The sequence below is a fragment of the Amycolatopsis mongoliensis genome (assembly GCF_030285665.1).
Classification (GTDB): Bacteria; Actinomycetota; Actinomycetes; order Mycobacteriales; family Pseudonocardiaceae; genus Amycolatopsis; species Amycolatopsis mongoliensis.
In genome coordinates this window covers 2,778,639-2,802,452 of record NZ_CP127295.1, presented here as the reverse complement: position 1 = coordinate 2,802,452, position 23,814 = coordinate 2,778,639, and the positions used below count along the sequence as shown (strand labels likewise).

At 71.9% G+C, this 23,814-nt stretch carries 25 protein-coding genes; 16 read left to right on the top strand and 9 right to left on the bottom strand.

All coding sequences use genetic code 11. The annotated features are described in order from the left end of the window. Positions 1 to 62 precede the first annotated feature (62 nt). The gene (locus tag QRX60_RS13630; protein ID WP_286001149.1) at positions 63 to 1,424 is read left to right on the top strand and encodes an FAD-dependent monooxygenase; all 1,362 of its coding nucleotides are present in this window, start codon (positions 63 to 65) and stop codon (positions 1,422 to 1,424) included. Here QRX60_RS13630 and QRX60_RS13625 read toward each other — a convergent pair. Continuing rightward, on the bottom strand, positions 1,421 to 2,959 hold the full coding sequence (locus tag QRX60_RS13625; RefSeq protein ID WP_286001148.1) for an APC family permease: 1,539 nt from the start codon (positions 2,957 to 2,959) through the stop codon (positions 1,421 to 1,423). The two genes, QRX60_RS13630 and QRX60_RS13625, sit on opposite strands and share 4 nt — an antisense overlap. 266 nt (positions 2,960 to 3,225) lie before the next feature. Between QRX60_RS13625 and QRX60_RS13620 the strand changes: the two genes are divergently transcribed. After that, the gene (locus QRX60_RS13620; RefSeq protein WP_286001147.1) at positions 3,226 to 3,702 is read left to right on the top strand and encodes an Lrp/AsnC family transcriptional regulator; all 477 of its coding nucleotides are present in this window, start codon (positions 3,226 to 3,228) and stop codon (positions 3,700 to 3,702) included. 53 nt (positions 3,703 to 3,755) lie between these two features. Here QRX60_RS13620 and helR read toward each other — a convergent pair whose 3' ends face one another. Together helR and QRX60_RS13610 are read right to left on the bottom strand one after the other, a co-directional pair. Next, entirely contained in the window at positions 3,756 to 5,960 is a 2,205-nt protein-coding gene (helR, locus tag QRX60_RS13615) for an RNA polymerase recycling motor ATPase HelR (protein ID WP_286001146.1), read from the bottom strand. A 101-nt stretch (positions 5,961 to 6,061) separates the two neighbouring features. Then, the gene (locus QRX60_RS13610; protein ID WP_286001145.1) at positions 6,062 to 7,879 is read right to left on the bottom strand and encodes a LamG-like jellyroll fold domain-containing protein; all 1,818 of its coding nucleotides are present in this window, start codon (positions 7,877 to 7,879) and stop codon (positions 6,062 to 6,064) included. Positions 7,880 to 7,958: 79 nt separating this feature from the next. Between QRX60_RS13610 and QRX60_RS13605 the strand changes: the two genes are divergently transcribed. Then, positions 7,959 to 8,351 (top strand): VOC family protein, encoded by a 393-nt coding sequence (locus QRX60_RS13605; RefSeq protein ID WP_286001144.1) that lies wholly within the window; start codon positions 7,959 to 7,961, stop codon positions 8,349 to 8,351. Here the strand turns inward: QRX60_RS13605 and QRX60_RS13600 are convergent. Both QRX60_RS13600 and QRX60_RS13595 read right to left on the bottom strand, forming a co-directional pair. Continuing rightward, on the bottom strand, positions 8,327 to 8,812 hold the full coding sequence (locus QRX60_RS13600) for a DUF6328 family protein (RefSeq protein WP_286001143.1): 486 nt from the start codon (positions 8,810 to 8,812) through the stop codon (positions 8,327 to 8,329). The genes QRX60_RS13605 and QRX60_RS13600 overlap by 25 nt on opposite strands. 41 nt (positions 8,813 to 8,853) lie before the next feature. After that, the gene (locus QRX60_RS13595) at positions 8,854 to 9,804 is read right to left on the bottom strand and encodes a helix-turn-helix transcriptional regulator (RefSeq protein WP_286001142.1); all 951 of its coding nucleotides are present in this window, start codon (positions 9,802 to 9,804) and stop codon (positions 8,854 to 8,856) included. A gap of 56 nt (positions 9,805 to 9,860) precedes the next feature. Between QRX60_RS13595 and QRX60_RS13590 the strand changes: the two genes are divergently transcribed. Both QRX60_RS13590 and QRX60_RS13585 read left to right on the top strand, forming a co-directional pair. Next, a complete protein-coding gene (locus tag QRX60_RS13590; protein WP_286001141.1) occupies positions 9,861 to 10,385 on the top strand; it encodes a DinB family protein in 525 nt (174 codons plus the stop codon). Then, on the top strand, positions 10,382 to 10,993 hold the full coding sequence (locus QRX60_RS13585) for a GNAT family N-acetyltransferase (protein ID WP_286001140.1): 612 nt from the start codon (positions 10,382 to 10,384) through the stop codon (positions 10,991 to 10,993). The genes QRX60_RS13590 and QRX60_RS13585 overlap by 4 nt, the downstream gene beginning before the upstream one ends. A gap of 3 nt (positions 10,994 to 10,996) precedes the next feature. Here QRX60_RS13585 and QRX60_RS13580 read toward each other — a convergent pair whose 3' ends face one another. From QRX60_RS13580 to QRX60_RS13570, 3 genes are all read right to left on the bottom strand, one after another. Continuing rightward, on the bottom strand, positions 10,997 to 11,389 hold the full coding sequence (locus QRX60_RS13580) for a pyridoxamine 5'-phosphate oxidase family protein (RefSeq protein ID WP_286001139.1): 393 nt from the start codon (positions 11,387 to 11,389) through the stop codon (positions 10,997 to 10,999). A gap of 68 nt (positions 11,390 to 11,457) precedes the next feature. Continuing rightward, positions 11,458 to 13,254, bottom strand: a complete 1,797-nt coding sequence (locus QRX60_RS13575) for a DUF2339 domain-containing protein (RefSeq protein ID WP_286001138.1) — start codon at positions 13,252 to 13,254, stop codon at positions 11,458 to 11,460. Positions 13,255 to 13,299: 45 nt separating this feature from the next. After that, positions 13,300 to 14,262, bottom strand: a complete 963-nt coding sequence (locus QRX60_RS13570) for a Gfo/Idh/MocA family protein (RefSeq protein ID WP_286001137.1) — start codon at positions 14,260 to 14,262, stop codon at positions 13,300 to 13,302. A gap of 94 nt (positions 14,263 to 14,356) precedes the next feature. Between QRX60_RS13570 and QRX60_RS13565 the strand changes: the two genes are divergently transcribed. Continuing rightward, entirely contained in the window at positions 14,357 to 14,749 is a 393-nt protein-coding gene (locus QRX60_RS13565; RefSeq protein ID WP_286001136.1) for a hypothetical protein, read from the top strand. A gap of 37 nt (positions 14,750 to 14,786) precedes the next feature. Beyond that, a complete protein-coding gene (dusB, locus tag QRX60_RS13560; RefSeq protein WP_286001135.1) occupies positions 14,787 to 15,926 on the top strand; it encodes a tRNA dihydrouridine synthase DusB in 1,140 nt (379 codons plus the stop codon). On the opposite strand, the gene QRX60_RS13555 is transcribed toward dusB, so the two are convergent. After that, on the bottom strand, positions 15,847 to 16,248 hold the full coding sequence (locus tag QRX60_RS13555) for a hypothetical protein (protein WP_286001134.1): 402 nt from the start codon (positions 16,246 to 16,248) through the stop codon (positions 15,847 to 15,849). The two genes, dusB and QRX60_RS13555, sit on opposite strands and share 80 nt — an antisense overlap. A gap of 109 nt (positions 16,249 to 16,357) precedes the next feature. Here QRX60_RS13555 and QRX60_RS13550 point away from each other — a divergent pair, with 109 nt between their 5' ends. From QRX60_RS13550 to QRX60_RS13510, 9 genes are all read left to right on the top strand, one after another. Continuing rightward, a complete protein-coding gene (locus tag QRX60_RS13550; protein WP_286001133.1) occupies positions 16,358 to 17,017 on the top strand; it encodes a VC0807 family protein in 660 nt (219 codons plus the stop codon). A 32-nt stretch (positions 17,018 to 17,049) separates the two neighbouring features. Beyond that, positions 17,050 to 17,742 carry a GntR family transcriptional regulator gene (locus QRX60_RS13545; RefSeq protein ID WP_286001132.1) on the top strand — a complete coding sequence of 231 codons (693 nt, stop codon included), beginning with the start codon at positions 17,050 to 17,052 and terminating at the stop codon, positions 17,740 to 17,742. Continuing rightward, positions 17,739 to 18,758: an ADP-ribosylglycohydrolase family protein gene (locus QRX60_RS13540; RefSeq protein WP_286001131.1), complete on the top strand. Its 1,020-nt coding sequence runs from the start codon at positions 17,739 to 17,741 to the stop codon at positions 18,756 to 18,758. Before QRX60_RS13545 ends, QRX60_RS13540 begins: the two co-directional genes overlap by 4 nt. Before the next feature lie 15 nt (positions 18,759 to 18,773). After that, positions 18,774 to 20,213 (top strand): purine-cytosine permease family protein, encoded by a 1,440-nt coding sequence (locus QRX60_RS13535; protein WP_286001130.1) that lies wholly within the window; start codon positions 18,774 to 18,776, stop codon positions 20,211 to 20,213. Further along, entirely contained in the window at positions 20,210 to 20,737 is a 528-nt protein-coding gene (locus QRX60_RS13530; RefSeq protein WP_286001129.1) for a cysteine hydrolase family protein, read from the top strand. The genes QRX60_RS13535 and QRX60_RS13530 overlap by 4 nt, the downstream gene beginning before the upstream one ends. A 10-nt stretch (positions 20,738 to 20,747) precedes the next feature. Continuing rightward, entirely contained in the window at positions 20,748 to 20,969 is a 222-nt protein-coding gene (locus tag QRX60_RS13525) for a hypothetical protein (RefSeq protein WP_286001128.1), read from the top strand. Positions 20,970 to 21,006: 37 nt separating this feature from the next. After that, positions 21,007 to 21,840 (top strand): alpha/beta fold hydrolase, encoded by an 834-nt coding sequence (locus QRX60_RS13520; protein ID WP_286001127.1) that lies wholly within the window; start codon positions 21,007 to 21,009, stop codon positions 21,838 to 21,840. Positions 21,841 to 21,914: 74 nt separating this feature from the next. Next, complete coding sequence (gene idi / locus QRX60_RS13515; protein WP_286001126.1) at positions 21,915 to 22,478, top strand: isopentenyl-diphosphate Delta-isomerase; 564 nt, start codon at positions 21,915 to 21,917, stop codon at positions 22,476 to 22,478. A gap of 120 nt (positions 22,479 to 22,598) precedes the next feature. Next, the gene (locus tag QRX60_RS13510; RefSeq protein WP_286003583.1) at positions 22,599 to 23,288 is read left to right on the top strand and encodes a GGDEF domain-containing protein; all 690 of its coding nucleotides are present in this window, start codon (positions 22,599 to 22,601) and stop codon (positions 23,286 to 23,288) included. The last annotated feature ends 526 nt before the right edge of the window (positions 23,289 to 23,814 follow it).

Below are 23,814 nucleotides of genomic sequence, written 5' to 3'. Positions count from 1 at the left end.
CCTCCTTGACGCCTTAACTTGTTAAGGACATTCTCAGCCCCTTAACAAGTTAAGGAGGAAGGATGGATGCCGACGTCATCGTCGTGGGCGCGGGCCCGGTGGGCCTGTTCCTCGCGGCCGAGCTCAAGCTGGCCGGCGCCGAACCCCTGGTCCTGGAACGCCGCACGACCCCGTCCGGAGAACCGAAGTCACGCGGCCTGGGCGCGCTCGCGACCGAGGCGCTCCGGCGACGCGGTCTCGGCGACCGGCTCGCCGAAGCCGACGTCGAAGGCACGAAGGACCTCGCCCGCGACCACGGCAGCACCCGCGGCCACTTCGCGAACATCTTCAAGATCACCCCGGACGCGAGCCGGCCCCGCACGAACATCTGGCAGCCGGAGCTGGAACGCGTCCTCGCGGAGCACGCCGAAGGCATCCGGGTGCTGCGCGGGCACGAGGTCACCGCCTGCGAGTCCGATGTGGACGGTGTCACGGTGACCGCCGGGCGGACCTGGCGCGCCCGGTACGCGGTCGGCTGCGACGGCGGCCGCAGCACCGTCCGCAAGCTGGCCGGCTTCGCCTTCCCCGGCACGCCGGCGCTGCTGCGCACGGTCGCCGGGCAGGCGCGGTTCGCCGGCGACGTCCCGCCGCCCGGGCGGTACGCCGGTGGCACTTTCCTGCGCGGCGGCAGCATGGTGGGGATCACCGAACCCGCGTCGAACCCGGAGCCGGCCGGCGCGGCCGGCTTCGCCGCGAGAGTCCGGCGGATCACCGGCACGGACGTCGTCGTCGAGGAGTTCCGCGAGGAACGGCGGTTCGGTGACCAGGCCCGCCAGGTCGGCGACTACCGCCACGGCCGCGTCTTCCTCGCCGGTGACGCCGCGCACGTGCACTCGCCGAGCGGTGGCCAGGGTCTCAACCTCGGCCTGCTCGACGCGGCCAACCTCGGCTGGAAACTCGGCGCCGTCCTTCGCGGCGACAAGCCCGAAGCGTTCCTCGACACGTACACGCGTGAAAGGCACCCAGCGGGCGAAGCGGTGCTACGCAACACGAGGGCGCAGTCCGCGCTGCTGGCACCCGGCGCGCACGTCGACGCGCTGCGCGAGATCGTCGCGGAGCTGATGGACCTGCCCGAAGCGAACAAGTACTTCGCGGACCTCCTGGCCGGGACCGGGATCCGCTACGACTTCCCTTACCCCGCCTCGGCGCCAGTCGGCGAGCACTGCCCGGACCTCGAACTCGTCGACGCCGAAGGGCGCAAAAGCAGGCTCCACGAGCACACCTGCACCGGCCGTGGCCTCCTGCTGACGACCGGGCACCCGGCGGACCCCCGCGTCGACGTCGTCCGGGTGACGAACACCGGCCCGCTGCTGCTCCGGCCCGACGGCGTCATCGCCTGGGCCGGCGAAGGCCCGCTCGACGTCGCCCTCGACACGTGGTTCTAGACCGGTTCGATGCCGTCGCCGCCGCGCCGCACCACCCCGCGCGGCAGGCGGCGGCCGGCGAAGAAGTCGCGGCAGGCGTGGTGCACGGCGACCATCAGCGGCACCCCGAGCACGATCGACACCACACCGATCACCGCGACCCCGCCGACGCCGAACACGGTCGTCTCGCCCGCGTCCGGCTTCGCGTACTCCACCAGCGCGAACACCAGCACGGCCAGGAAGAACACCCCGCCGGTGAACGGCAGCACCCCGCGCAGCACGAAGTTGCGCACGCTCGCCAACAGCGTCCGGCGGAACACCCGGACGCAGGCCAGCGCCGTCATCGCGTACTCGATCGCGATGGTCAGCCCGACCGCGTCGACCGAGTCCGCCAGCACGTTGTCGCTGACCAGCGCGAGGAGCACGTACACCGCCAGCGACACGAGCCCGAACGTCCAGGTCGCCACCGACGGCGTCCGGAACCGCGGGTGCACGCGGCCGAAGACCCGCGGCAGCGCGCCGTGGCTGGCCATCGACAACGTCGTGCGCGCCGCGGGCATGATCGTCGCCTGGCTGGTGGCCGCGCCGCTGGTCAGCACCGAGACGATCAGCAGCACGCCCAGCACCTTTCCGCCCGCGCCGTCGCCGAACACCGCGTCGCCCAGCCCGGCGAGGACGTCGTCGGAGTTGGCCGCGTTCCCCAGCCCGATTCCGGAGGCGCCGACCCCCGCGAAGGCCAGCGCGGCGACCGTGACGAGCAGGTAGTTCAGCACCAGCAGCGCGGTCGAGAGCACGGCGGCGCGGCCCGGTGCGTGCCGCGGGTCGGCGGACTCCTCGTTCACCGACAGCGAGCTTTCCCAGCCCCAGTAGATGAACACGGCCAGCAGCACCGCCGAAACCGCGGTGCCGGCGCCGACCCCGCCCGGCCACAGCCAGTCCAGCCTCGGCACCGAAGCCTGCGGCCCGGCCGTGCCCTCGAAGACGCGGGCCAGCGCGACGACGGAGAACAGCACGAGGACGGCGAGCTCCACGCCGAGCAGGATCCACTGCGCCCGCGCGGACACCTCGATGCCGCGGTGGCAGAGCCAGCACAGCGCGAGCAGCCACGCGGCCCCGATCGCCGTCGTGACCCACCGGTTGCCCGCCGCCTCCGAGGCGCCGAACAGCAGCAGCGTGTACCGGCCGGTGAGCGCGGACTGGCTGCTCATCACCAGCAGCTGGGCGACCGTGACGACCCAGCCGGTGAACCACCCGGCGTGCGGGCCGAACGCCCGCGTGGCCCACGTGAAGTTGGTGCCGCAGTCGGGTTCCACGGCGTTCAGCTCCCGGAACGCGACCGCGACGAACAGCACCGGCACGAAGGACACCAGGACGAACGCGGCCGCCTTGAACCCGGTGCCGGCCAGCACGATCAGCCCGAGCGTGGCCGCGATCGAGTACGCCGGCGCGGTCGACGACATCCCGATGACCATCGACGACACCATGCCCAGCGCACCCCCGCGCAGTCCCTTCTCCGGGACGGCGGGGGCGGCGCCGAGTGCCACGGCCTCCGGCATTGCGTTGGTCCTCCAGGGGTTGCGGAAGAGGGCAGAGCCGCCAGACGGTACCCGGCGACGCCCCGCGAGCGCGTGCGGCTGTGCGCGGGCGCACAGTGGCCGCCTCGGAATGACTCGTGAGTTTCCTCCACAGCCACCGATTCCTCGGCGAATCACGATCCTGGCGCCGGATCACGTGAAGCTGGCGCGGGGGTCTCGCTTTCTGGTCAGGTCTCGATACGCTGCGCACTTGACAAATCACATGCCGAAACACAGGGAGGGACGGCATGGGTGAAGATTCACGTGCGCGCGGACTGGACAACACGGACAGATCGCTGATCGCCCTGCTGCAGCAGGACGGCCGGGCGTCGTTCACCGCGCTCGCCAAGGCCGTCGGGCTTTCGGAGGGTGCCGTCCGCCAGCGTGTCCAACGGCTGCTGCGCGACGACCTCATGCAGATCGTCGCGGTGACCGACCCGGCCAACGTCGATCTGACCAGACAGGCGATGGTCGGGATCAGCGTCGACGGCGCTGATCCGCGCTCGGTCGCGGACAAGCTGTCCGAGCTGTCGCACGTGCACTACGTCGTGTTGTGCGCCGGGCGCTACGACCTGCTGGCAGAACTCGTCTGCCGGGACGACGACCACATGCTCGAAGTGCTGGGCGAGGAGATCCGCAAGATCGACGGCGTGTCCGGGACCGAGCTGTTCGTCTACCTGAAGCTGGCCAAGCAGAACTACGCCTGGGGCCGGCTCACGGCGTAGGCCCGTCGTGAGTGGGAAACAGCGTTTGAACACTGTTTCTCACTCACGAGCCGCTACAGGAACCGCCGGTGGCCGGCCCGCGCGGGCACGCCCCTTTCGGCGAGCCCGGCCAGCGCCGCCGGGAGCGGATCCCGGTGCAGCACCCCGAGGCGCTGCGTGGCACGGGTGAGCGCGACGTACAGCTCGGCCGCGCCGCGCGCGCCCTCGGCCAGGATCCGCTCCGGCTCGACGACGAGGACCGCGTCGAACTCCAGGCCCTTGGTCGCCGACGCCGGGACCGTGCCAGGCACGCCGGGCGGCCCGATGACGACGCTGGTGCCCTCGCGCTCGGCTTCGGCGCGGTCGAAATCGTCGATGGCGTCCGAAAGCCCGTCCTCCGCGACATGTCTGGACCACGGCCGGACCCCGCTCGCCCGCACGGATTCCGGCGGGCGCGCGTCCGGCGCGAACTCCGCGAGCAGCGCCCCGGCGACGGTCATGATCTCCGCCGGCGTCCGGTAGTTCACGGTCAGCTCCCGGTACAGCCACCGGTCGGCGACGTACGGCGCCAGCACCGGACCCCACGCCGTCGCCCCGGCCGCGCTGCGGCGTTGCGCCAGGTCGCCGACGACCGTGAACGAGCGGCTCGGGCACCGCCGCATCAGCACCCGCCAGTCCATTTCGGACAGTTCCTGCGCTTCGTCGACGACGACGTGCCCGTACGTCCAGTCGCGGTCGGCGGCCGCGCGCTCGGCGAGGTCGCGGGTGTCGTGCTCGACGAACCGGTCGGCCAGGTCTTCGGCGTAGAGCAGGTCGGTGGCGACCAGGCCGAGGTCCTCGTCCAGTTCCTCCCGGTCCAGCTTGATGAGGTCCATGACGCCTTCGGCGTACTCCGCGTCCGCCTCCGCCCGGCGGCGCGCGGCGGCCCGTTCGGCCGCGTCGTCCCGGCCGAGCAGGTCGACCAGCTCGTCGAGCAGCGGCACGTCCGACACCGTCCAGGCCGCGCCGTCCGCGCGGAACAGGGCCGGATCGGCACCGGCGGCCTCGAGCCGGCGCGGCGACATGTACAGCGGCGCCAGCAGCGTCTCCGGCGTCAGCTCCGGCCACAACGCGCCGAGCGCGGCGTCGAGGCCTTCGTGCTCGGCCAGCTCGTCGAGCACGTCGGCACGCAGGTCGGCCCACGCCCCGCGGTCCTCCGGGGTCAGCCAGCCCTCGCCGATCCGGGCCACGGCCCGCTCGGCGAGGAGCGCCACGACGTGCTCGCGGAAGACCGCGCCGGCCTCGTTGTGCGGCAGCCCGGACCGGCGCGCTTCGAGCCGGGCCTCCTCCGCGATGCCGGCGTCGAGCGCCACGGTGACGTCGGCCAGCTCGACCGGCACCGGCTCGTCGGGCACCTTCTGCCGGTCGGCGACCGCCGCGCCCAGCACGTCGAGGATCTTCAGCGACCCCTTGAGCTTCGCCACCTCCGGCGGGTCCTCGGCGGTGACGCGCAGCCCGGGCACGAGGTCGCCGGTGGTCAGGAAGACGACGTCCGACTCGCCGAGCGAGGGCAGCACGCGGCCGATGTGGTCGAGGAACAGCGGGCTCGGCCCGACCACCAGCACACCGCTGCGCGACATCCGCTCGCGCCGGGTGTAGAGCAGGTAGGCGACCCGGTGCAGCGCGACGGCGGTCTTGCCGGTGCCGGGCCCGCCCTCGACGACCAGCACCCCCGGGTGGCCGAGCCGGATGATCTCGTCCTGCTCGGCCTGGATCGTCGCGACGATGTCCCGCATGCCCTCGCCGCGGGGCGCGTTGACCGCGGCCAGCAACGCCGCGTCCCCGCGTTCGTGGTCACCCGGCCTGCCGAGCACCTCGTCGGTGAATTCGGCGACCCGGCGCCCCAGCGTGTGGAACTGGCGACGGCGGCGCATGTTTTCCGGCGTCGCCGCGGTGGCGGTGTAGAACGGCCGCGCCGCCGGAGCCCGCCAATCCAGCAGAAGGGGTTCGTAGTCGTTTTCGCCGTCGAAGAGACCGATCCGGCCGATGTAGCTGGTTTCGCCCGAAAGGGCGTCCAGCCGGCCGAAGCAGAGCCCGTTGTCGGCGACGTTCAGCCGGACCGTCTCGCGGGCCCGGACGCGCACGTCCGCGTCCCGCTCCACCAGTGTGGTCCCCGGTTCCCCGAGCGCGCGGCGGTAGCGGGCGCGCGCCTCGTCACGTTCGCGGTCGAGGCGTGCGTACAGCCCGCAGATGTACGCACGCTCGGCCCGCAATTCCTCGTCGTACCCCTGGTTTGACAAATTCCCCTCACAGCGGTTAGACTGAAGCTACATTCGGCGAGTCTTCCTTTATTTATCGGAAGGCACGTCGATTTTTTATTGTCCACCCGCTGTCAAGGGCCTCAGTCCAGCATGAATTCACGCGGGCTCAGCGGCCGGTCGACCACCCGCACGTCGCCCAGCAGCCCGGCGAAGCTCCGGTCCACCTTCCCGTCGTACGACGACGCACCGACCAGCCACGAACCGCCGGGGTTCGCGAGCCCGATCGCCGGCGTGGCCGGGTTGCGCACCACCGGGCAGCCGTCGACGTACACGACCGTGCGCCGCCCGTCGTTGACCACCGCGACGTGCCACCACCTCTCGACCGGCAGCTCGTGGCCCCAGTTCGTCGAGATCCGGTCCTGGTTCAGCGGGAACACCGCCCACTGCAGCTCCCCACCGTCCGAAAGGGACAGTGTGGCGGCCGATTCCTTCGGGTCGTCGCCGGTCTTGCCCGCGGCCGCGCCGCTGCCCTCCCGGGCGAACAGGCCGCACCAGCCGTGGTGGCCGTCCTTGAAGTTCGCCGGCAGCCGGAAGAACGCCTCGACGGTGTAGCCGCGCTCGAACTTCAGCTTGTTCATCGGCGCCGCGTCGACCGTGCGCAGGTACGCGCCGCGGCTCGGGTCGCGGCCGCCGTCGAACCGCAGGCTCGCCCGCGACGGCTGCCGCGGCGAGAACTCGTTCGCGTACTTCAGCTGATCCGGCCCGCTGCCGGGCGCGGTGACGCGGGTGAGGTCATTGCCCCGGCCGGTCTGGTCGCGCACGACGACGTCGTCCGGTACCGGCTTGCTGTCCTGACCGCCCTCGAAGCGCCAGTAGGCGACCGTTCCCGGCACCAGCAGCTGCTTCGCCGGACGACCCGGCGGGACCGGCACCGGCGCGAACCCCTTGAAGCGCTCGGCGAAGTCGATCTCCAGGCTGAAGTAGTCGGCCGCGCCGCTGCGCTCGACCTCGACCTGCTGCATCTCGCTGAGGTGGTCCTGCGCGGCGAGCCACGGCGAGAACGTCCGGACGTCGACCACGCCGCGCGCGAGGTCGAACTGGTAGAGCCGGACCATCGCGCTGCCGCCGTAGTAGCGGTCCTGGTAGTTGGCGATGTGGACGTGGACGTCGTGCCCGGCGGCGTTCTTGCGCACCACGCGCCCGGTCGGCCAGTAGTGGCCGTTCAGCGTCAGGAAGATCTGGTCGTTGCCGTCGACCAGTTCCTTCCAGACGAGCTCGCCGAAGGTCGAGAACTGGGCCTGGTGGTCGTCGTCGGCCCAGACCAGCTCGTGGATGGTGAGGATCGCGGGCAGCGTCGGGTGCTGCGCGAGAACCTGTTTCGCCCAGTTCAGGCCGCCCGCCGAAGGACGCCAGTCCAGGGCGAGGAGCAGCCATTCGCGGCCGCCGCCGCGGAAGACGTGGTAGGTGTTGTAGCCGTCCTTGGACGCGCCCCTGAACGTCGGCGAGGTGCGCTGGCGCTGCGGGCCGAACGCGTCGAGGTACGGCGAAGGGCCCCGCTGGTCGTCCTTCGAACCGTCGATGTCGTGGTTGCCCGCGAGGGTGCTGTACGGGAACCGGCGGCGGTCGAGGGCCTGGAAGGACCGGCTGATCCGCGAGAACTCGTCCGCGCGGCCGTTCTGGGTGAGATCTCCGAGGTGGGCGAGGAAGACAACGTTGTCGTCCGACTCGTCGAGGACGTACCGCAGCGAGGCGTCCAGCGGGGCCGCGTCACCGCGGTCCTCGTCGAACAGGTACTGCGTGTCCGGCATGACCACGAGCGTGAAACGCGGATCTTCGGGGTCCGGGCGACGGCCCTGAGCTTGGGCTTGGGCGGCCGGCGCGACGGCGACGGCCGGCAGGGTCGCCGCGGCGGCGGCGCCCGCGCCGAGGAGGAAGGTCCGGCGAGAGGTGTCAGTCACGGGCGGGAAGCTACGGGCGCCGCCCGACCGCCCCGGCAACTGCTGCCGAACTCCGGATGAACAGCGGTACTGTTCGCGCATGAGCGGCCCGCGGGTGTTCCGGATGATCCAGCCCGTCGACGACATCGAGTCGGCGGTCGCGTTCTACGAACCGGTCCTCGGCCACCCCGGCGAGCGGATCGCGGTCAACCGGCACTACTTCACCTGCGGTGACGTGGTGCTCGCCTGCGTCGAGGCGCCGCTCGAACACCGCGAACCGCGTCCGCAGCGGGACCCGCGGATCGTCTACCTCGCGGTCGAAGACGTCGACGAGACGTTCCGGCGCGTGCAGGCCGCCGGCCCGCGCTGGATCGACGACGCGATCGCAACCCAGTTCTGGGGCGAACGGTCCTTCTACGCGGACGACCCGTTCGGCAACCCGCTCTGCTTCGTCCAGGAGGACACGCTCTACCTGGGCGGTCCCGTCAGCTGATCTTCGGCGGGGTTCAGCCGGAACGGCATGACGAACCAGAGCAGCCCGAAGAGCAGCACGGCCAGCACCGCCATGACGACCATCGCGATCCCGCCGTAGACGACCTTCGCGATCAGCGCGACGGTGGACGTGATCGCGAGCGCCAGGCAGACCAGCCCGACCAGCACGAGCCGGTTGCCGACGGTCAGGATCCGGTCCCGGCTGCCGGTGCGGAACAGCAGCCGGTGCCACGCGGCGGGCGCGGTCAGCAACGCCGTCGCGGCCACCGCGAGCACGACCGCCGAGAGGTGCAGTGACTTCTCGAACCCGCTGGCGTCGTGGAACCGGTCGGTGAACACGACCGAAAGCAGGAACCCGAAGAGGATCTGCACGCCCGCCTGCGCGACCCGCAGCTCCTGCAGCAGCTCGCCGACGTTGCGCGTCAGCTTCTCGTCGCGGGTCTCGCCGGTTTGCTCGGGCACGGGAAAACGATACGCGGACGCACCCCTCTCCACCCGCTGGTTCAGGTCGCCGCGAGCAGTCGCTCCCCGAGGGTCCGCACGGCCTGCCGGATCTCCGGGCACCGCACGATCCGGTACGGCGCCGGGATCTTCGCGAGCTGCTCGGCGTACCACGCGGGGTTGCTGGTACTGCCGAGCAGCCGCGTCGTCCGGTCGTCGACGGCCTCGAGCCGTCCGGCGGCGCGGGGCAGGCACCGGTCCACCCGGTGCAGGGGCGCGTCGATGACGACCTCGGCCTCGTACTCCCAGCCGGCGGCGAGGTGGTCCTCGATCATGGCGACCGGGTCGAGGTCCGCAGGTGGCTCGAAGGTGTCGTCACCGGCTTCGACGCTGCGGACCCGGTCGATCCGGTACGCCCGGCGCGCGCCCTTCGGGTGGGTGCGGCACAGCAGGTACCACCGCCCGTGCCGGACGACGACGGCCCACGGGTCGACCTCGCCGGCCCACTCGGTGCCGGCCTCGGAGCGGTAGCCGAGCCGGACCCGCCGGTGCTCCCCGCAGGCGTGCACGAGGGCGGCGGTCGTACCGGGGTCGGGCCGCGCGGCGGCGGTGTCCGGCGCGGGCGCGGCGGTCCGCCGGACGGCCTCGGCCTGCGCGGCCACCGGCTCGGGGAGGGCCTGCACGATCTTGCCGAGCGCGCTGCCGACCAAGGTGGCGGGATCACCGGCGTCGTGGTGGCCGTCGAGCACCGCCATGACCAGGCCGAGAGCCTCGGCGGGGCTGAAGGTCAGCGGCGGCAGCCGCAGGCCGCGCCCGACCCGGTAGCCGCCGTAGGGCCCCCGGGTGGAGACGACCGGGATGCCGGCTTCGCGCAGGATGCCGACGTAGCGCCGGGCGGCGCGTTCGGAGACGCCGAGCTTGTCCGCGAGCCGGCCGGCGGTGATGCCCGGACAGGCTTGGAGGAGTTCGAGGGTGCGCAGGGCCCGCGCCGTCGGGCTCGTGTCGTCCGCCATGGGATCTCTCGATTCCGGAAGTGGATCGTCCGGAAAGGATCCTAAGCTTCGCGGCCATGACCGACACAGACGCGACGCTCGTGGTGGACGGAGACGAGATCCCGACGCTCCTGAGCACCCTCGAGCGCATCCGGCGCACGTTCGCCTGGAAGTGCGGGGGCTTGGACGCCGACCGGCTCCGCGCCACCACGGCGGCGAGCACGATGACGCTGGGCGGCCTGCTCAAGCACCTCGCCTTCGTCGAGGCCGACTGGTTCGCCGTCAAGCTGCGCGGCGAGCCGATCGGGCCGCCGTGGGACACCGCCGAGCCGGGCTCGGAGTGGTCCACGGCCGCCGTCGACCGCCCGGAAGAGCTGTACGCCCTCTGGGAGGCGGCGGTCGTCCGGTCCCGCGCGATGGTCGCCGCCGCCCTGGCCGAGGGCGATGCCGGGCAGCCGGGCCACTTCACCTGGCCCGACGGGCGAACCCCGAACCTGCGGCGGATCATCGCGGACATGATCGAGGAGTACGCGCGCCACACCGGCCACGCCGACCTGCTTCGCGAAGCCGTGGACGGCCTGGTGGGCGAGGACGCGCCATGACGCCCGGAGACGTCACCATCGTCCCCGCCAACGAGGCGTCGTGGGACGACCTCGTCGCGATCTTCGGGACGGCCGACTACCCCGGCCGCTGCCAGTGCCAGCGGTTCAAGGCCCCCGGCTGGATCTGGCGCGACTCCACACAGGAGCAGCGCACCGCCATGCTGCGGACCCAGACCGCCTGCGGTGAGCCGGGCGCCGCCACGAGCGGGCTCGTGGCCTACGTCGACGGCGAGCCGGCCGGCTGGGTCGCCGTCGAACCGCGGACGGCCTACCCCAAGCTGCGCGGCTCGCGCGTCCCGTGGACCGGCCGTACCGAGGACAAGGACGACGACAGCGTCTGGGCGGTGACGTGCTTCGCCGTCCGCAAGGGCTTCCGCGGCCGAGGCCTCACCTACCCGCTCGCCCGCGCCACGATCGGCTTCGCCCGCGAACGCGGGGCCCGCGCGCTCGAGGCCTATCCGATGATCACCCGGCCGGGCAAGGAGATCACCTGGGGCGAGCTGCACGTCGGCGCCCGCCAGGTGTTCGCCGACGCGGGTTTCGAGGAGGTCGGCCACCCCACCCCGCGACGCGTGGTCATGCGGGTCGAATTGTCTACTGTGGACTGATCCTCACCACCCCCAGGTGCGGTCGGGCACCACGCGGATGCGGACGGAGTACTCGGCGTCGAAGGCATCCGGCGTCTCGAACCCGATGGCGCCGTAGGACGGGCCGTACTTGTCGAGGTACCCCGGCGCTTCGGACGCCGCGCCTTCCTCGACGTGCGCCTTCCCGTTGACGACGAGGATCGCGCCGCCGCTTTCGTTGCCGTTGAGGTGGAAACTCACCTCGGGGTTGGCCGCGAGGTGCCGGAGCTTCGCGGTGTCCGGCTTGCTGAACATCACGATGTCGTCGCCCTCGAGCACGAACCACACCGGCCGCGGCGCGGGCCGCCCCTTCGGCGTGACGGTGGTCAGCCAGCCGATCTTCTCCGCGGCGCGGTCGGCGAGTTTCGGTTCTGCCATCGGTACTACCCCCTGGTCGTCGGGCTTGTGACCCAGGTAACCACGAGGCACCGACAATTCTTCCCGCGCTAGTGCGAGGCGACTCGGCGCGCGTACCGCGTCCCGGCCGCGAGCAGCACCAGCCCCGCGCCGAGGAACGCGCCGACCCGCGCCAGGCCGTCCAGCGCCGACAGGTCGAACAGCACCAGCTTGAGCACCGCCGCGCCGACCAGGACCAGCCCGATCACGCGCAGCGCGACGACGTCGATGCCGCGCAGCAGCAGCACGAGCGCGACGACCGTCCAGGACACCGTGATCAGCGCGTGGCCCAGCAGGAACCCGGTGCGGCCGGGAACGGCCAGGAGCGCCCCGCACAGCACCACCCCGGCGGCGCCGTACAGCGCGGAAACCCCGGCGACGAGCCAGATCGGCAGGTCGTCGGCCGGCCCGCGGAAGACCGCCAGCCGCACCGCCGCCCACGGCAGCGCGACCGAAACCGCGAGGAGCAGCAGCGCGACCGCGAGCGCGCCGGCGACGTCGCTCGCCGGCCGGATCCGGTCCACCAGCAGCAAAGCGGGCGTGACGTCGAAGAACACACCGACCAGGCCACCGATCGTCGCGAAGCCGAGCGCGGCCCCCAGCGCGAACCTGGTGCGTCCGCCCACCGCGGCCACGACGAGCAGCAGCGCCTCGCCGAGCAGCACCGCGGCGCGGGCCGGGCCGTCGAACTGCGTGACCGTCGCCTGCAGGATCGCCAGCAGCCCGGCGAGCCCGGCCAGGTGCCCGGCGAGCCCCGGCCACCAGCGGCGGGCCGTCCAGACACCCAGGAGGACCACCGCGGCGCCGGCCGCGACGGGCACGGCCTGGGCCTTCGGCAGGAGCAGCGCGGCGACCAGCGCCGGCACGACCGCCGTCGCCAGCACGGACAGCGCGGCGGGGTCGTTTTCGCGGCGGCGCAGCACGATCAGCGCGAGGGCGATGCCGACGACCCCCGCGCCGAGCGCCGCGGCCGTGTTCTGCCAGCCACCGTGCCCGGCCGCGGTGCTGATGACGGAGGCGAACAGCGTCGGCACCCCGGCGGCGAGCGTCAGCGACGACCAGTCGCGGCGCAGCTGGACCGGCGCCGTCGCCAGCTGGACCATCAGCAGGAAGGTGACGAGCTCGGGGGCGAACCCACGGGTGATCATCGGCGCGCACACCGCGCAGCCGACGACGACGACGGCAGCCAGCAGCTGCGATTCCCAGCGCAGGGCCACGAGCAGCCCGCCGACGGCGATCGCCAGGCCCGCGGCGAGCCCGGCGAGCACCGGCAGGAAGTCGTACAGCGACGTCGCGGCGACGGCGTCCAAGTACAGCGTCGCGATGCCGGTCCAGGCGAGCGCGAACGCCCCGGTGCGGCCGGCGGGCTTGCGGTGCAACCAGACACCGGCGCCGGTCAGCGCGAGCCCGAAGGCGGCGCCGACGAGCACGCGCGGCAGCGGCCCGAGCCAGCCCCGCTGGACGGCCAGCACGAGCAGCAGGACGACGCCGAGCAGCGTCACGGCACCACCGACCCACGCCAGGACGCGGCTGCCCGCGCCCTCCTTGCCGAGCTTTTCGCCCAGCGTCGGACGCGACGGGGCAGGCAGGTAGGGCGACGGCGGCGGGACGTACTGCTGCCGGGGCGGCTGCCACGGGTTCTGCGGCCACGGCGGCGGCACCTGCTGCGGTGGCGGCTGGGGCCAGGGCTGCTGCTGGGCTTGCTGCGGCTGGGGTCGTGGCTGTTCAGCCGGCTTCGGCTGCCCGGCCTGGACGGTCCGCAGTTCGGCGCCCACCACGGCGAGACGACGCCCCAGGTCGTCGATCTCGCCGGCGAGCCGGAGGAGCACATCCGCATCGGTGGTCATACCGGACAGAGTCACCCACAAGGGGTCTCCGGCGGATCCGTAGCACTACTCAACCGCCTTGAGTACCTCGTCCATGGTCGCCATGATCGAAACGGTTTCGCCGAGCGGCATGAGCGCGCTCTCGGTCTCGCCGGCGGCCAGCAGCCGGGCCACTTCGTCGGCCTGGTGCCGCAGGCCACGGCCCTCGTCGACGTACTCGTAGCGGATCCGCTCGCCCGCGCGCGGGACGAGCGTGAAGGACGCGGGAGCGTAGAACGGCCCCTCGATCTCGATGCGCGCGTCCGTGCCGACGATCGACGCCGTGGTGGGCGAAACGGCACTCAACGTGCAGCTCAGCACGGCCTGCGCCCCGCTCGCGTAGCCGAACAGCATGGACGTCTGCGCGTCGACGCCGGTGAACGCGGGGGTCGCCATCGCGGCGACGTGGTCGGGCGCGCCGAGAACCATCGACGCGAACGAAACCGGGTAGATCCCCAGGTCGAGCAGGGCGCCACCGCCGAGTTCGGGGGCGAACAGCCGGAAGGCGGGGTCCTCGGCGAACCACTGCCCGTGGTCGGCGGTGACGGTGACGACGTCGCCGAGGCTCGGCAGCAGCTCGCGGATGTGCCGGATGTGCGGCAGGAAGCGCGTCCACATCGCTTCCATGAGGAAGAGGTTCCGGTCCTTCGCGAGCGCGACGAGGTCGCGGGCCTCCGCGGCGTTCATCGTGAACGGCTTCTCGACCAGCACGGGCTTGCCTGCCTCGAGCGCGACCCGCGCGTTGCCGTGGTGCAGGGGATGCGGGGTGGCGACGTAGACGATGTCGACGTCCGGGTCGTTCGCGAGGGCTTCGTAGCTGCCGTGCCGGGCCGGGATGCCGCGCTGCTCGGCGAAAGCGCCGGCACTTTCGGGGGTGCGCGACCCGACCGCGGCGACGACGCCGGAGCCGGTCAGCTTCAGGTCTTCCGCGAAGGCGCCGGCGATGCCGCCGGTCCCCATGATTCCCCAGCGCAGGGGCTTGTCGGTCATGGCGGAACCCTACGGGCCTGCCGGCAAAAGCACGGTGGATGTGCACCGCCCGGTCGGGCACGGTGGAGATTCCCGAGTCGAGCGGAGGCTCGCCGTGCCCCGTCGCCGCGTCCCCGAACGCGCCACGCCCGCCGGCGCCGGCCGGATCTTCCTGCCGGTGATGCTGGTCGTCTTCGGCCTGGGCACGCTGGTCCTCCTGATCGCCGCGACCCGGGTCCTGGCGGACGAGCTCGCCCACGACGGCGAGCCGTCGCCGTGGTTCGTGCTCTCGGTGTTCGCGACGGCGGTCCAGCTGGTGGCCGTCGTCGCGCTCGGCTTCCGGCGCCGATGGGGCGCGAAGGTGCTCGCGGCGGCGTTCGTGGCGAGCGTGCTGCTGGACTTCACGTCGCTGACCGGGGTGAGCACCGGGCTGGTCCTCCTCAAGATCATCGCCGCCGGCCTCCTGGCCGCGGCGGTCGTGGTCCGCTGGGACGACCTCGTCGCTTGACCGCCCCTGGTCGACGTGATCGACACCACAAGCGACAATGGAGGACGTGACCGCCACCCTGAGCAAGCCCGCCCTGAAGATCGGCCCGTACGAGGTCGATCCCCCAGTGGTGCTCGCTCCGATGGCCGGCATCACCAACGTCGCCTTCCGGCAGCTGTGCGCCGAGTACGGCGCCGGCATCTACGTCTGCGAAATGATCACCGCGCGGGCCGTCGTCGAACGGCACCCCGGGACCATGCACATGATGACCTTCGGGGCGGACGAAAAGCCCCGGTCCATGCAGCTCTACGGCGTCGACCCGAAGACCATGGCCGAAGCCGTCCGGATCATCGTCGGCGAGGGGCTGGCCGACCACATCGACTCCAACTTCGGCTGCCCGGTCGCGAAGGTGACGCGCAAGGGTGGCGGGGCGGCGCTGCCGTACAAGCGGAAGCTGTTCGAAGCGATCGTCCGGGAGTCCGCCAAGGCCGCGGGTGACGTGCCGTTCACGGTCAAGTTCCGCATCGGCATCGACGACGACCACCGCACGTACCTCGACGCCGGCCGCATCGCCGAGGCCGAGGGAGCGGCCGCCGTCAGCCTGCACGCCCGTACCGCCGCACAGCGCTACTCCGGCCAGGCCGACTGGACCAAGATCGCCGCCCTCAAGGAAGCCGTCACCAGCATCCCGGTCCTCGGCAACGGCGACATCTTCTCCGCCGCCGACGCCCTGCGCATGGTCGACGAGACGGGCTGCGACGGCGTCGTCGTCGGCCGCGGCTGCCTCGGCCGCCCGTGGCTGTTCGGCGAGCTCGAAGCCGCCTTCGCGGGCCGTCCGCTGCCGACTCCGCCGAATCTCGGCGAGGTGGCGCGCGTCCTGCGCCGCCACGCCGAGCTGCTCATCCAGCACGACGGCGAGACCAAGGCCCTGCGCGACCTGCGCAAGCACATGGCCTGGTACTTCATGAACTTCCCGGTCGGCTCCGAGCTGCGCCGCGGCTTCGCGATGGTGTCCGGCCTGACCGAGCTCGACGACCTCATCGGCCGCCTCGACCACGACGCACCGTTCCCCGCCAACGCCGACGGCCCCCGCGGCCGCCAGGGCTCGCCGGGCAAGGTCACGCTGCCGCACGGCTGGCTGGACGACCCGGACGACGACTGCGTCCCCGAGGCGGAAGACATGCACTCGGGCGGCTGAGCTGCAGCAGGCTGAACCCGAACATCAGGACGCCCAGCGGGATGTGCACGGTTTTCACATGCGCGATGCCCAGCGCCACCTGCGCCAGCGTGATCGCCGAGAACACGACCGCGTAGCGGATCGGCCTGGGTGATCCGCCGCCCGGCCGCCACACCAGGACCGTGGCCAGCACGTGCACCACCGCCACCGCGAACACCGTGTACGCCGAAGCGCTGTGCAGGGCCTTGCCGCTCGGGGTGGTCAGCAGCAGGCCGGCGGTGACCGGCGCGAGGAACACGGCCAGGGTCTGCAGGCCGATCGTGATGCGCAAGAAGGTTGCCATGACGATCCGACGACGTGGCCGCGCGCGATGTGAGCCCGTGACACTTGTCAGGGCCGAGTCGTGGCGGATCGCATCCTTGCCGGACCCCGCGCCGCGACAAGCTTTTCGCATGACGAACGACAGCGCACCCGCCTCTCTGCTCAAGACCCTCGGCATCGAGATCGCCGTCCCGCTCGGCGTCTACTACGGACTCCACTCGCTCGGCGCGAGCGACTTCACCGCGCTCGCCCTCGCCGGGGTCTTCCCGCTGGCCCGGACGCTCTTCCAGTTCGCCAGGAACCGCACGATCAACGGGCTCGCGCTCGTCGTCCTCGTGACCAACGTCGCCGGGATGGTGCTGACCTTCGTCTCCGGGGACGCCCGCATGATGATCGCCAAGGACTCGATCGGCAGCGGGACCACCGGGCTCGTCATCCTGATTTCCGCCTTCACCGCGCAGCCGATCATGACGAGGGCCCTGCGCCCGTTCCTCACCCACGGCAAGGCCGACCACGAAGCCGCCTGGGACCGCCTGCAGAAGAACGACCGGTTCACCACCGTCGTCCGCCGCAGCAGCTACATCTGGGGTGTCGGGTTCGTACTGGAGAGCGCGGCCCGCGTGGTGGGCGCCTTCACCCTGCCCGTCTCGACCATGGTGTGGCTGAGCACGGTCCTCTTCGCGGGCTCGTTCGCGGTGATCATGCTGGTCGCCGGCGCGTCCGCGAAGGCGGCCGGCGAGATGGTGGCCCGCGAGGCCGAGGCCGACGTCAAGCAGCTCGTCGCCGCTTGACCAGCACGAACGCAGCGTGTACAGGTGTGTACATGTACAGCAAGCGGCAGCAGCTCGTCGGCGACCTCTCCGACCTGATCCGCTCGGGTCGCCTCGCCCACGGCGAACGTCTCCCGGGCGAGAACCAGCTCGCCGAGCAGTACCAGGTCAGCCGCGGCACCGTCCGCAGCGCCCTCTCCGAGCTCCAGCAGCTCGAGCTGATCTCCACCCAGGCCGGCGTCGGCTCGTTCGTCACCTTCGACGGCGTCCAGCTCGACCAGCGGATCGGCTGGGCCCGTGCGCTCGCCGACGCCGGGGCGCCCGTCACCACCCAGCTCCTCGGCATCGAGACCGTCGAAGACCGGGCCCTCGAAGAAGAGTTCGGCGAGAAGACCTACGTCGCCGTGCGGCGGCTGCGGCGGGAGCACGACCGCGGCGTCTCGCTCGAGACCGCCACCGTCCCCGCCACCGGCCTGCTCGCCGACCTCCCCGAGACCGGCCTGCGGGACGGCTCCCTCACCAAGACCCTCGAAGCCGCCGGCCGGATCTCCGTCGGCGGCGACCAGTGGATCAGCACCGAACGCCTCGACGCTGGCGACGCCGAACTCCTCGGGCGCAGCGTCGGCGAGCTCTTCCTCCGCGCCGAACGCACTTCGGTCGACGTCGAAGGCCGGCTCGTCGAGCGCGTCGTCAGCCTGCTGGACCCGGACCGGTTCCAGTTCCACCTCACCTTCGGACACCGGTGAACGCGCGGGACCGGGCGCTCGGCGCGTTCACCGGCCTCGCCGTCGGCGACGCGCTCGGCATGCCGACGCAGTCCATGTCCCGCGCCGCCATCGCCGCCGCCTACGGGCCGGTCACCGGCCTGCTCACCGCCGTCGCCGAGCAGCCGGTCGCGCCGTCGATGCCCGCGGGGTCGGTCACCGACGACACCGAGCAGGCCGTCCTGCTGGCCCGGCTGCTCATCGACGGCCGCGGCACCGTCGAGCCGCACGTCTTCGCCGACGCCCTGCTCATCTGGGAAGCGGACATGATCCGGCGCGGCTCCGCGGACCTCCTCGGCCCGTCGACGAAACGCGCGCTCTCCCGGCTCCAGGACGGCGTCCCCGCCGAGGAGGCCGGCCGCACCGGGACGACCAACGGGGCCGCGATGCGCGTCACGCCGGTCGGCATCGCGACCCCCGCGGACGACCTCCACAAGCTGGTCGACGCCGTCGTCGCGACCGCGCGCGTCACCCACAACACCAGCCTCGGCATCGCCTCCGCCGCCGCGGTCGCCGCCACCGTGTCCGCCGGGGTCGAGGGCGCGAGCCTGGCCGAAGCGCTCGACGCCGGCGAGCGCGCGGCCGTCGTCGGCGGGGAACGCGGGCACTGGGCGCCCGGCGGGGAGATCGCCGCCCGGATCGGCTGGGCCCGCGGCTGGGTGCGGGGGATGGCGCCGGCCGCCGTCGCCGACGCGGTCGCCAAGGTGATCGGCACGTCGGTGGCGTCACAGGAGTCCGTTGTGGCCGCGTTCGCGCTGGCCGAGGCCATGGGCGACGACCCGCCGGCGGCGTTGCGCCTGGCCGCCGGGCTCGGCGGCGACACCGACACGGTCGCCGCGATCTGCGGGGCGATGCTCGGCGCCGCGCACGGCATCGGCGCCTTCCGCCCCGACGTCGTCGAGACGGTGCTGTCGGTGAACCGCCTCGAGTTCGGGCCGCTCGTCGACGAACTGCTCGCCCTGCGACGCCGCACCGGGCAAAGTCGGACCACCTACTGACCCAGGGGACGCGCCATGACCGAAACGGGCACCCGCAAGCTCAAGGTGGAGACCAACGGCCTCGACGTGATCGACGACGCCGAGCGCCGCGGCCGGCCGCGTCAGCTGTTCTGGCCGTGGTTCGGCGCGAACGTGTCGGTGCTGGGGCTGAGCTACGGCTCGTTCACCCTCGGCTTCGGCATCTCGTTCTGGCAGGCGCTGGTCGCCGGCGTCGCCGGCATCCTGTTCTCGTTCCTGCTGTGCGGGTTCATCGCGATCGCGGGCAAACGCGGGTCGGCGCCGACGATGCTGCTCTCGCGCGCCGCCTTCGGCGTCCGGGGCAACCGGCTGCCGTCGGCGATCTCGTGGCTGCTCACGGTCGGCTGGGAAACCGTGCTCACCGCGCTGGCGACGCTCGCCACGTCGACGGTCTTCGAACGGCTCGGCTGGGGCGGCGGGACGCCGACGAAGGTGGTCGCGCTGGTCGTCGTGGCCGTGCTGACCGTCGCGGCCGGCGTGCTCGGCTTCGACGCGATCATGAAGCTGCAGACGTGGATCACCTGGATCACCGGCGTGCTCACTGTTGTCTACATCGGCCTGGTCGCCGGCGACGTGCACTGGGACGCCGTCAGCGCGCTGCCGTCCGGCTCGGCGCAGCAGTGGGTCGGCGCGCTGGTGTTCCTGATGACCGGCTTCGGCCTCGGCTGGGTCAACGCGGCCGCGGACTACTCGCGCTACCTGCCGCGGTCGTGGTCGAGCCGCGGGGTGGTCGGCTGGACGACGTTCGGCGCGTCGGTGGCGCCGCTGGTGCTGCTGGTGTTCGGGCTGCTGCTGGCCGGCTCCTCCACGGAGCTGAACGGCGCCATCGCGAAGGACCCGATCGGCGCGCTGACGACGGTGCTGCCGCTGTGGTTCCTGGTGCCGTTCGCGATCGTCGCGGTGCTCGGCCTGGTCGGCGGTGCGGTGCTGGACATCTACTCGTCCGGGCTGGCGCTGCTGTCGGCCGGGCTGCGCCTGCGGCGGCCGGTGGCGGCGTTCGTGGACGGCGTGATCATGGTGCTCGGCACGGTCTACATCGTGTTCTTCGGCGGCGAGTTCCTGTACCAGTTCCAGGGTTTCCTGGTGACGCTGGGCGTGCCGGTGGCGGCGTGGTGCGGCGTGATGCTCGCGGACGTCCTGCTGCGCCGGCGCGACTACGCCGAACCCGACCTGTTCGACCCGGCCGGCCGCTACGGCGACGTCCGGTTCGGGCCGATCGCACTGGTGCTGGTGGCGACCGCGCTCGGCTGGGGCCTGGTCACGAACACGGCCGCCGGATGGCTGCAGTGGCAGGGCTACCTCCTCGAACCGTTCGGGCTCGGCGGCCGCGACGGTTCGTGGGCGTTCGCGAACCTCGGCGTCCTGGTGGCGCTGGTGCTCGGGTTCGCCGTCACTCTGCTGACGCGGCAACGCATCCGCGCGCAGGAGGCGGCGTGAAATCGATCCTGGCGGTCATCGACCTGCAGAACGTGTTCGCCGACCCGGCGAGCGAATGGTTCACCCCGCGCTTCGCCGAGGTGCTCGCACCGATCCACCGCCTGGTGACGGCGTTCGGCGACGACGTCGTGTTCACGCGGTTCATCGCGCCTTCGCGCCCGGAAGGGGCGTGGAAGCGGTACTACGAGCAGTGGCCGTTCGCGTTGCAGCCGCCGGACGCGCCGCTGTACCAGGTGATCTCCGAGTTCCAGCCGACGTCCACAGTGGACGCGACAACGTTCGGCAAGTGGACCCCGCGCTTGGCGACGCGCGTGGGCGGCGCCCGGCTGGTGCTCGCGGGCGTCTCGACGGACTGCTGCGTGCTGTCGACGGCGCTGGCGGCGGCGGACGCGGGCGTTTCGGTGACCGTGGTGTCCGACGCGTGCGCGGGCGGGAACGACGAAAGTCACGCGAAGGCGCTGGACATCATGCGGCTGTACGAGCCGTTGGTGAAGGTGGCCACGACGGACGAGGTGCTCGGCTAGGCTCGCCTCGGTGAGCCTCCGCCATCCGTTGACGACCGCGGTGGTCAAGGCCGCCGCGAAGCTCTGGCTCGGCGACCGCCCGATCGCCGCCGACGCCACGGCCAAGGTGGTCGACCTGCGGCCGTTCGCCGGGCGGTCCGGGCTCAGCGTTCGAGTCAGCGAACTGGTCGAGCCGGCCGGTGTGGGACTGCTCGGACCGGGCTCCACCGTGGAGACCGTCCCGGACCGCTGACACCGAGCGTTCAACCGGGCGAAGTAGATTCGGGCCCGTGATCGACCACATCAGCATCCCCACCGAGGCCGGTTCCTTCGACGCCATCGCCGCCGGGCCCGAAGACGGGCGGCCCGTGCTGCTGCTGCACGGCTTTCCCGAGGCCGCCGCCGAGTGGGAGCACCAGGTCGCCACCCTCGGGGTGCTCGGGTACCGGGCCGTCGCGCCGGACCAGCGGGGCTACTCGCCCGGTGTCCGGCCCGAACAGGCCGCCGAGTACTCGATCGACCACCTCGTCGAAGACGTCGTCGCCATCACCGAAGCGCTGGGCTGGCCGCGGTTCGACCTCGTCGGGCACGACTGGGGCGGGGCCGTCGCCTGGTGGACCGCCGACGCGCACCCCGAACGGCTGCGCAGCCTCACCGTCGTCTCCACGCCGCACCCCGCCGCGCTCGCCGAAGCCATGAAGACCGACGAAGACCAGCACCTCCGGACGCGCTACATGACCGAGTGGCGGCAGACCCGCGTCACCGAACGCCGGATGCTGGAGAACGACGCCCGCGCGCTGCGGGACATGTTCGAGCGGCGGGTTCCGCTGCACAAGATCGAGGACTACGTGCAGCGGCTGTCCGAGCCGGGCGCGCTCACCGCGGCCCTCAACTGGTACCGCGCGGGCCGGCCGGGCGGGAAGATCGGCAAGGTCTCCGTGCCGACGCTGTACATCTGGAGCACCGAGGACGTTTCGTTCGGTTCGACCGCCGCCCTCGACACGGCGAACTGGGTCACCGGGCCCTTCCGGTTCGAAATGCTCGAAGACGTGACGCACTGGGCGCCGGAAGAGGCACCGGAAGCCGTCACTTCGCTCATCGTCGAGCACCTCGACGCGCGGTAGCGGCCCGTCACCCGGCCGGTAACCCACCCGCCTCGCGGTACGGGGCACTCCGGCTCGTCGTGTTCACTGGACTTGTGGATATCGCGACCGAACCCGAGACCGAGCAGGTCGTCTTCGTCACCGAAGACGGCGTGCCCACCGGCGAGACCGGCCCGAAGCTGGCCAGTCACCACGAGCACACCCGGTTGCACCTCGCCTTCTCGTGCTACGTCCTGCGACGCAGTGACAACGCCCTGCTGATCACCCAGCGCGCGCTGCACAAGAAGGTCTGGCCGGGGGTGTGGACGAACAGCGTCTGCGGGCATCCCGCACCCGGCGAGTCCCTCGAAGACGCCGTCCGCCGGCGCGCGGCCTACGAGATCGGGCTGCCGTCGCTGTCCGGGCTGCACTGCGTGCTGCCGAGCTACCGCTACCGGACGCCGCCGTTCCAGGGGATCGTCGAGAACGAGTTCTGCCCGGTCTTCGCCGCCTGGGCCGACGCCGAGCCCGAACCGAACCCGGCCGAGGTCGGCGACTGGCGCTGGGTCTCGTGGGCTGACTACCAGGAGCTACTGATCGACGAAACGGCTAATGTGAGTTACTGGGCCAAGGACCAGTTCTCCCAGCTCAAGGGCATCGAGCCGTTCTCCGGACTCTGACGGTACAACTCCGGAGCGTCACTGTCATAGTCCCGTTTGAGCGAAATTCACCTTCGTCCGTACCTGCGCCTCAAGGGCAGCCTCCACTACGACGACAACCAATGGGTGGTGGAGGTGGGCATGGTCGCCGGGGACGAAGGCGTGCTGCGCCGGAGCCCGCAGCCGCCGGACCTGCTGCGCCTCCACGAGGCCGTCGCGGCCCTCTTCGCCACCCAGGGCGACTGGCGCCGCGCCTACCAGCACCTTCGCTCCGCGCTGGACATCGCCCGCGACGGGAGCCTGCGCGACGCGCTGACGTCGAGCTACAACCGCCGGTACCTCGACGAGCGCTTGTACGGACCGCTCACCGATCGGCAGCCCGCCCGGCCGCGGCCGGCGCTCGGCATCGCGCTCGTCGATCTCGACCGCTTCAAGCGCGTGAACGACACGTACGGTCACCTCGTCGGCGATCGCGTCCTCCGCCGGGTGGCCGATCTCCTGCAGGAGGGGCTGCCGCCGGAGGGCTTCTGCGCCCGCTACGGCGGCGAGGAGTTCGTGCTGTGGCTGCCCGGCGTCGACGCCCGGCACGCGGTCCGCATCGTCGACGCCGCCCGCCTGCGCGTCGCCCATCACCCCTGGTCAGAACTCCAGCCGGGGCTGCGCGTGACCATCAGCGCCGGGCTCGCCCACGAGGGGCCGGACACCTCGACGCCCCCCGAGCGCCAGCTGCGCAGCGCGGACGACCTGCTTTATGCGGCCAAACGGGCCGGGCGGAACAAAGTCGCCTATCACGACGCGCAAAGTACGCAGTTAATAACCCACTCTGAGTAACGTAAACCCCGCATTACCCCGGAAAGCTGCGGGCACCCTTCACCCGTTTGTCGACGGCCAGCGGCCGTTCGTCGACTCAAGGTGAAGAAAATTCCGGGAGGGTGTCGTCACGATCGGGGGGTATCCGTACGATAACGAAACCTCCGGGGGAACGATCACCTCTCGCGGGGGAAGACGGCCAAGTCACGAACCCGCCTTCAATCGCGCGAAAGGAGACCGAGTGCCGGACGAGCACGACAGCCCGGGAACCGGTCGCCGTTCGGACGGTCCCGTGCGGCCCCGCACCGGCAGACGCCGGTCGATGGAGGACCAGGGCGGGATCAGCGTCTCGGACGTCGTCGCCAAGTCCACCGGCGTCCGCCCGCTCCCGTCGCGCGAGCAGCAGGACCGCGCCGACCAGCCCGGACGCCGGGCACGGGCCGCCGAACCGCCCGCTCAGCCGGCTCCGGAGCGGGGCGCGCAGCCGCCGCGTTCGCGGGCACCGCAGCCGCCCGCCGAGAACCCAGTACCCACGGACGCCACTCGT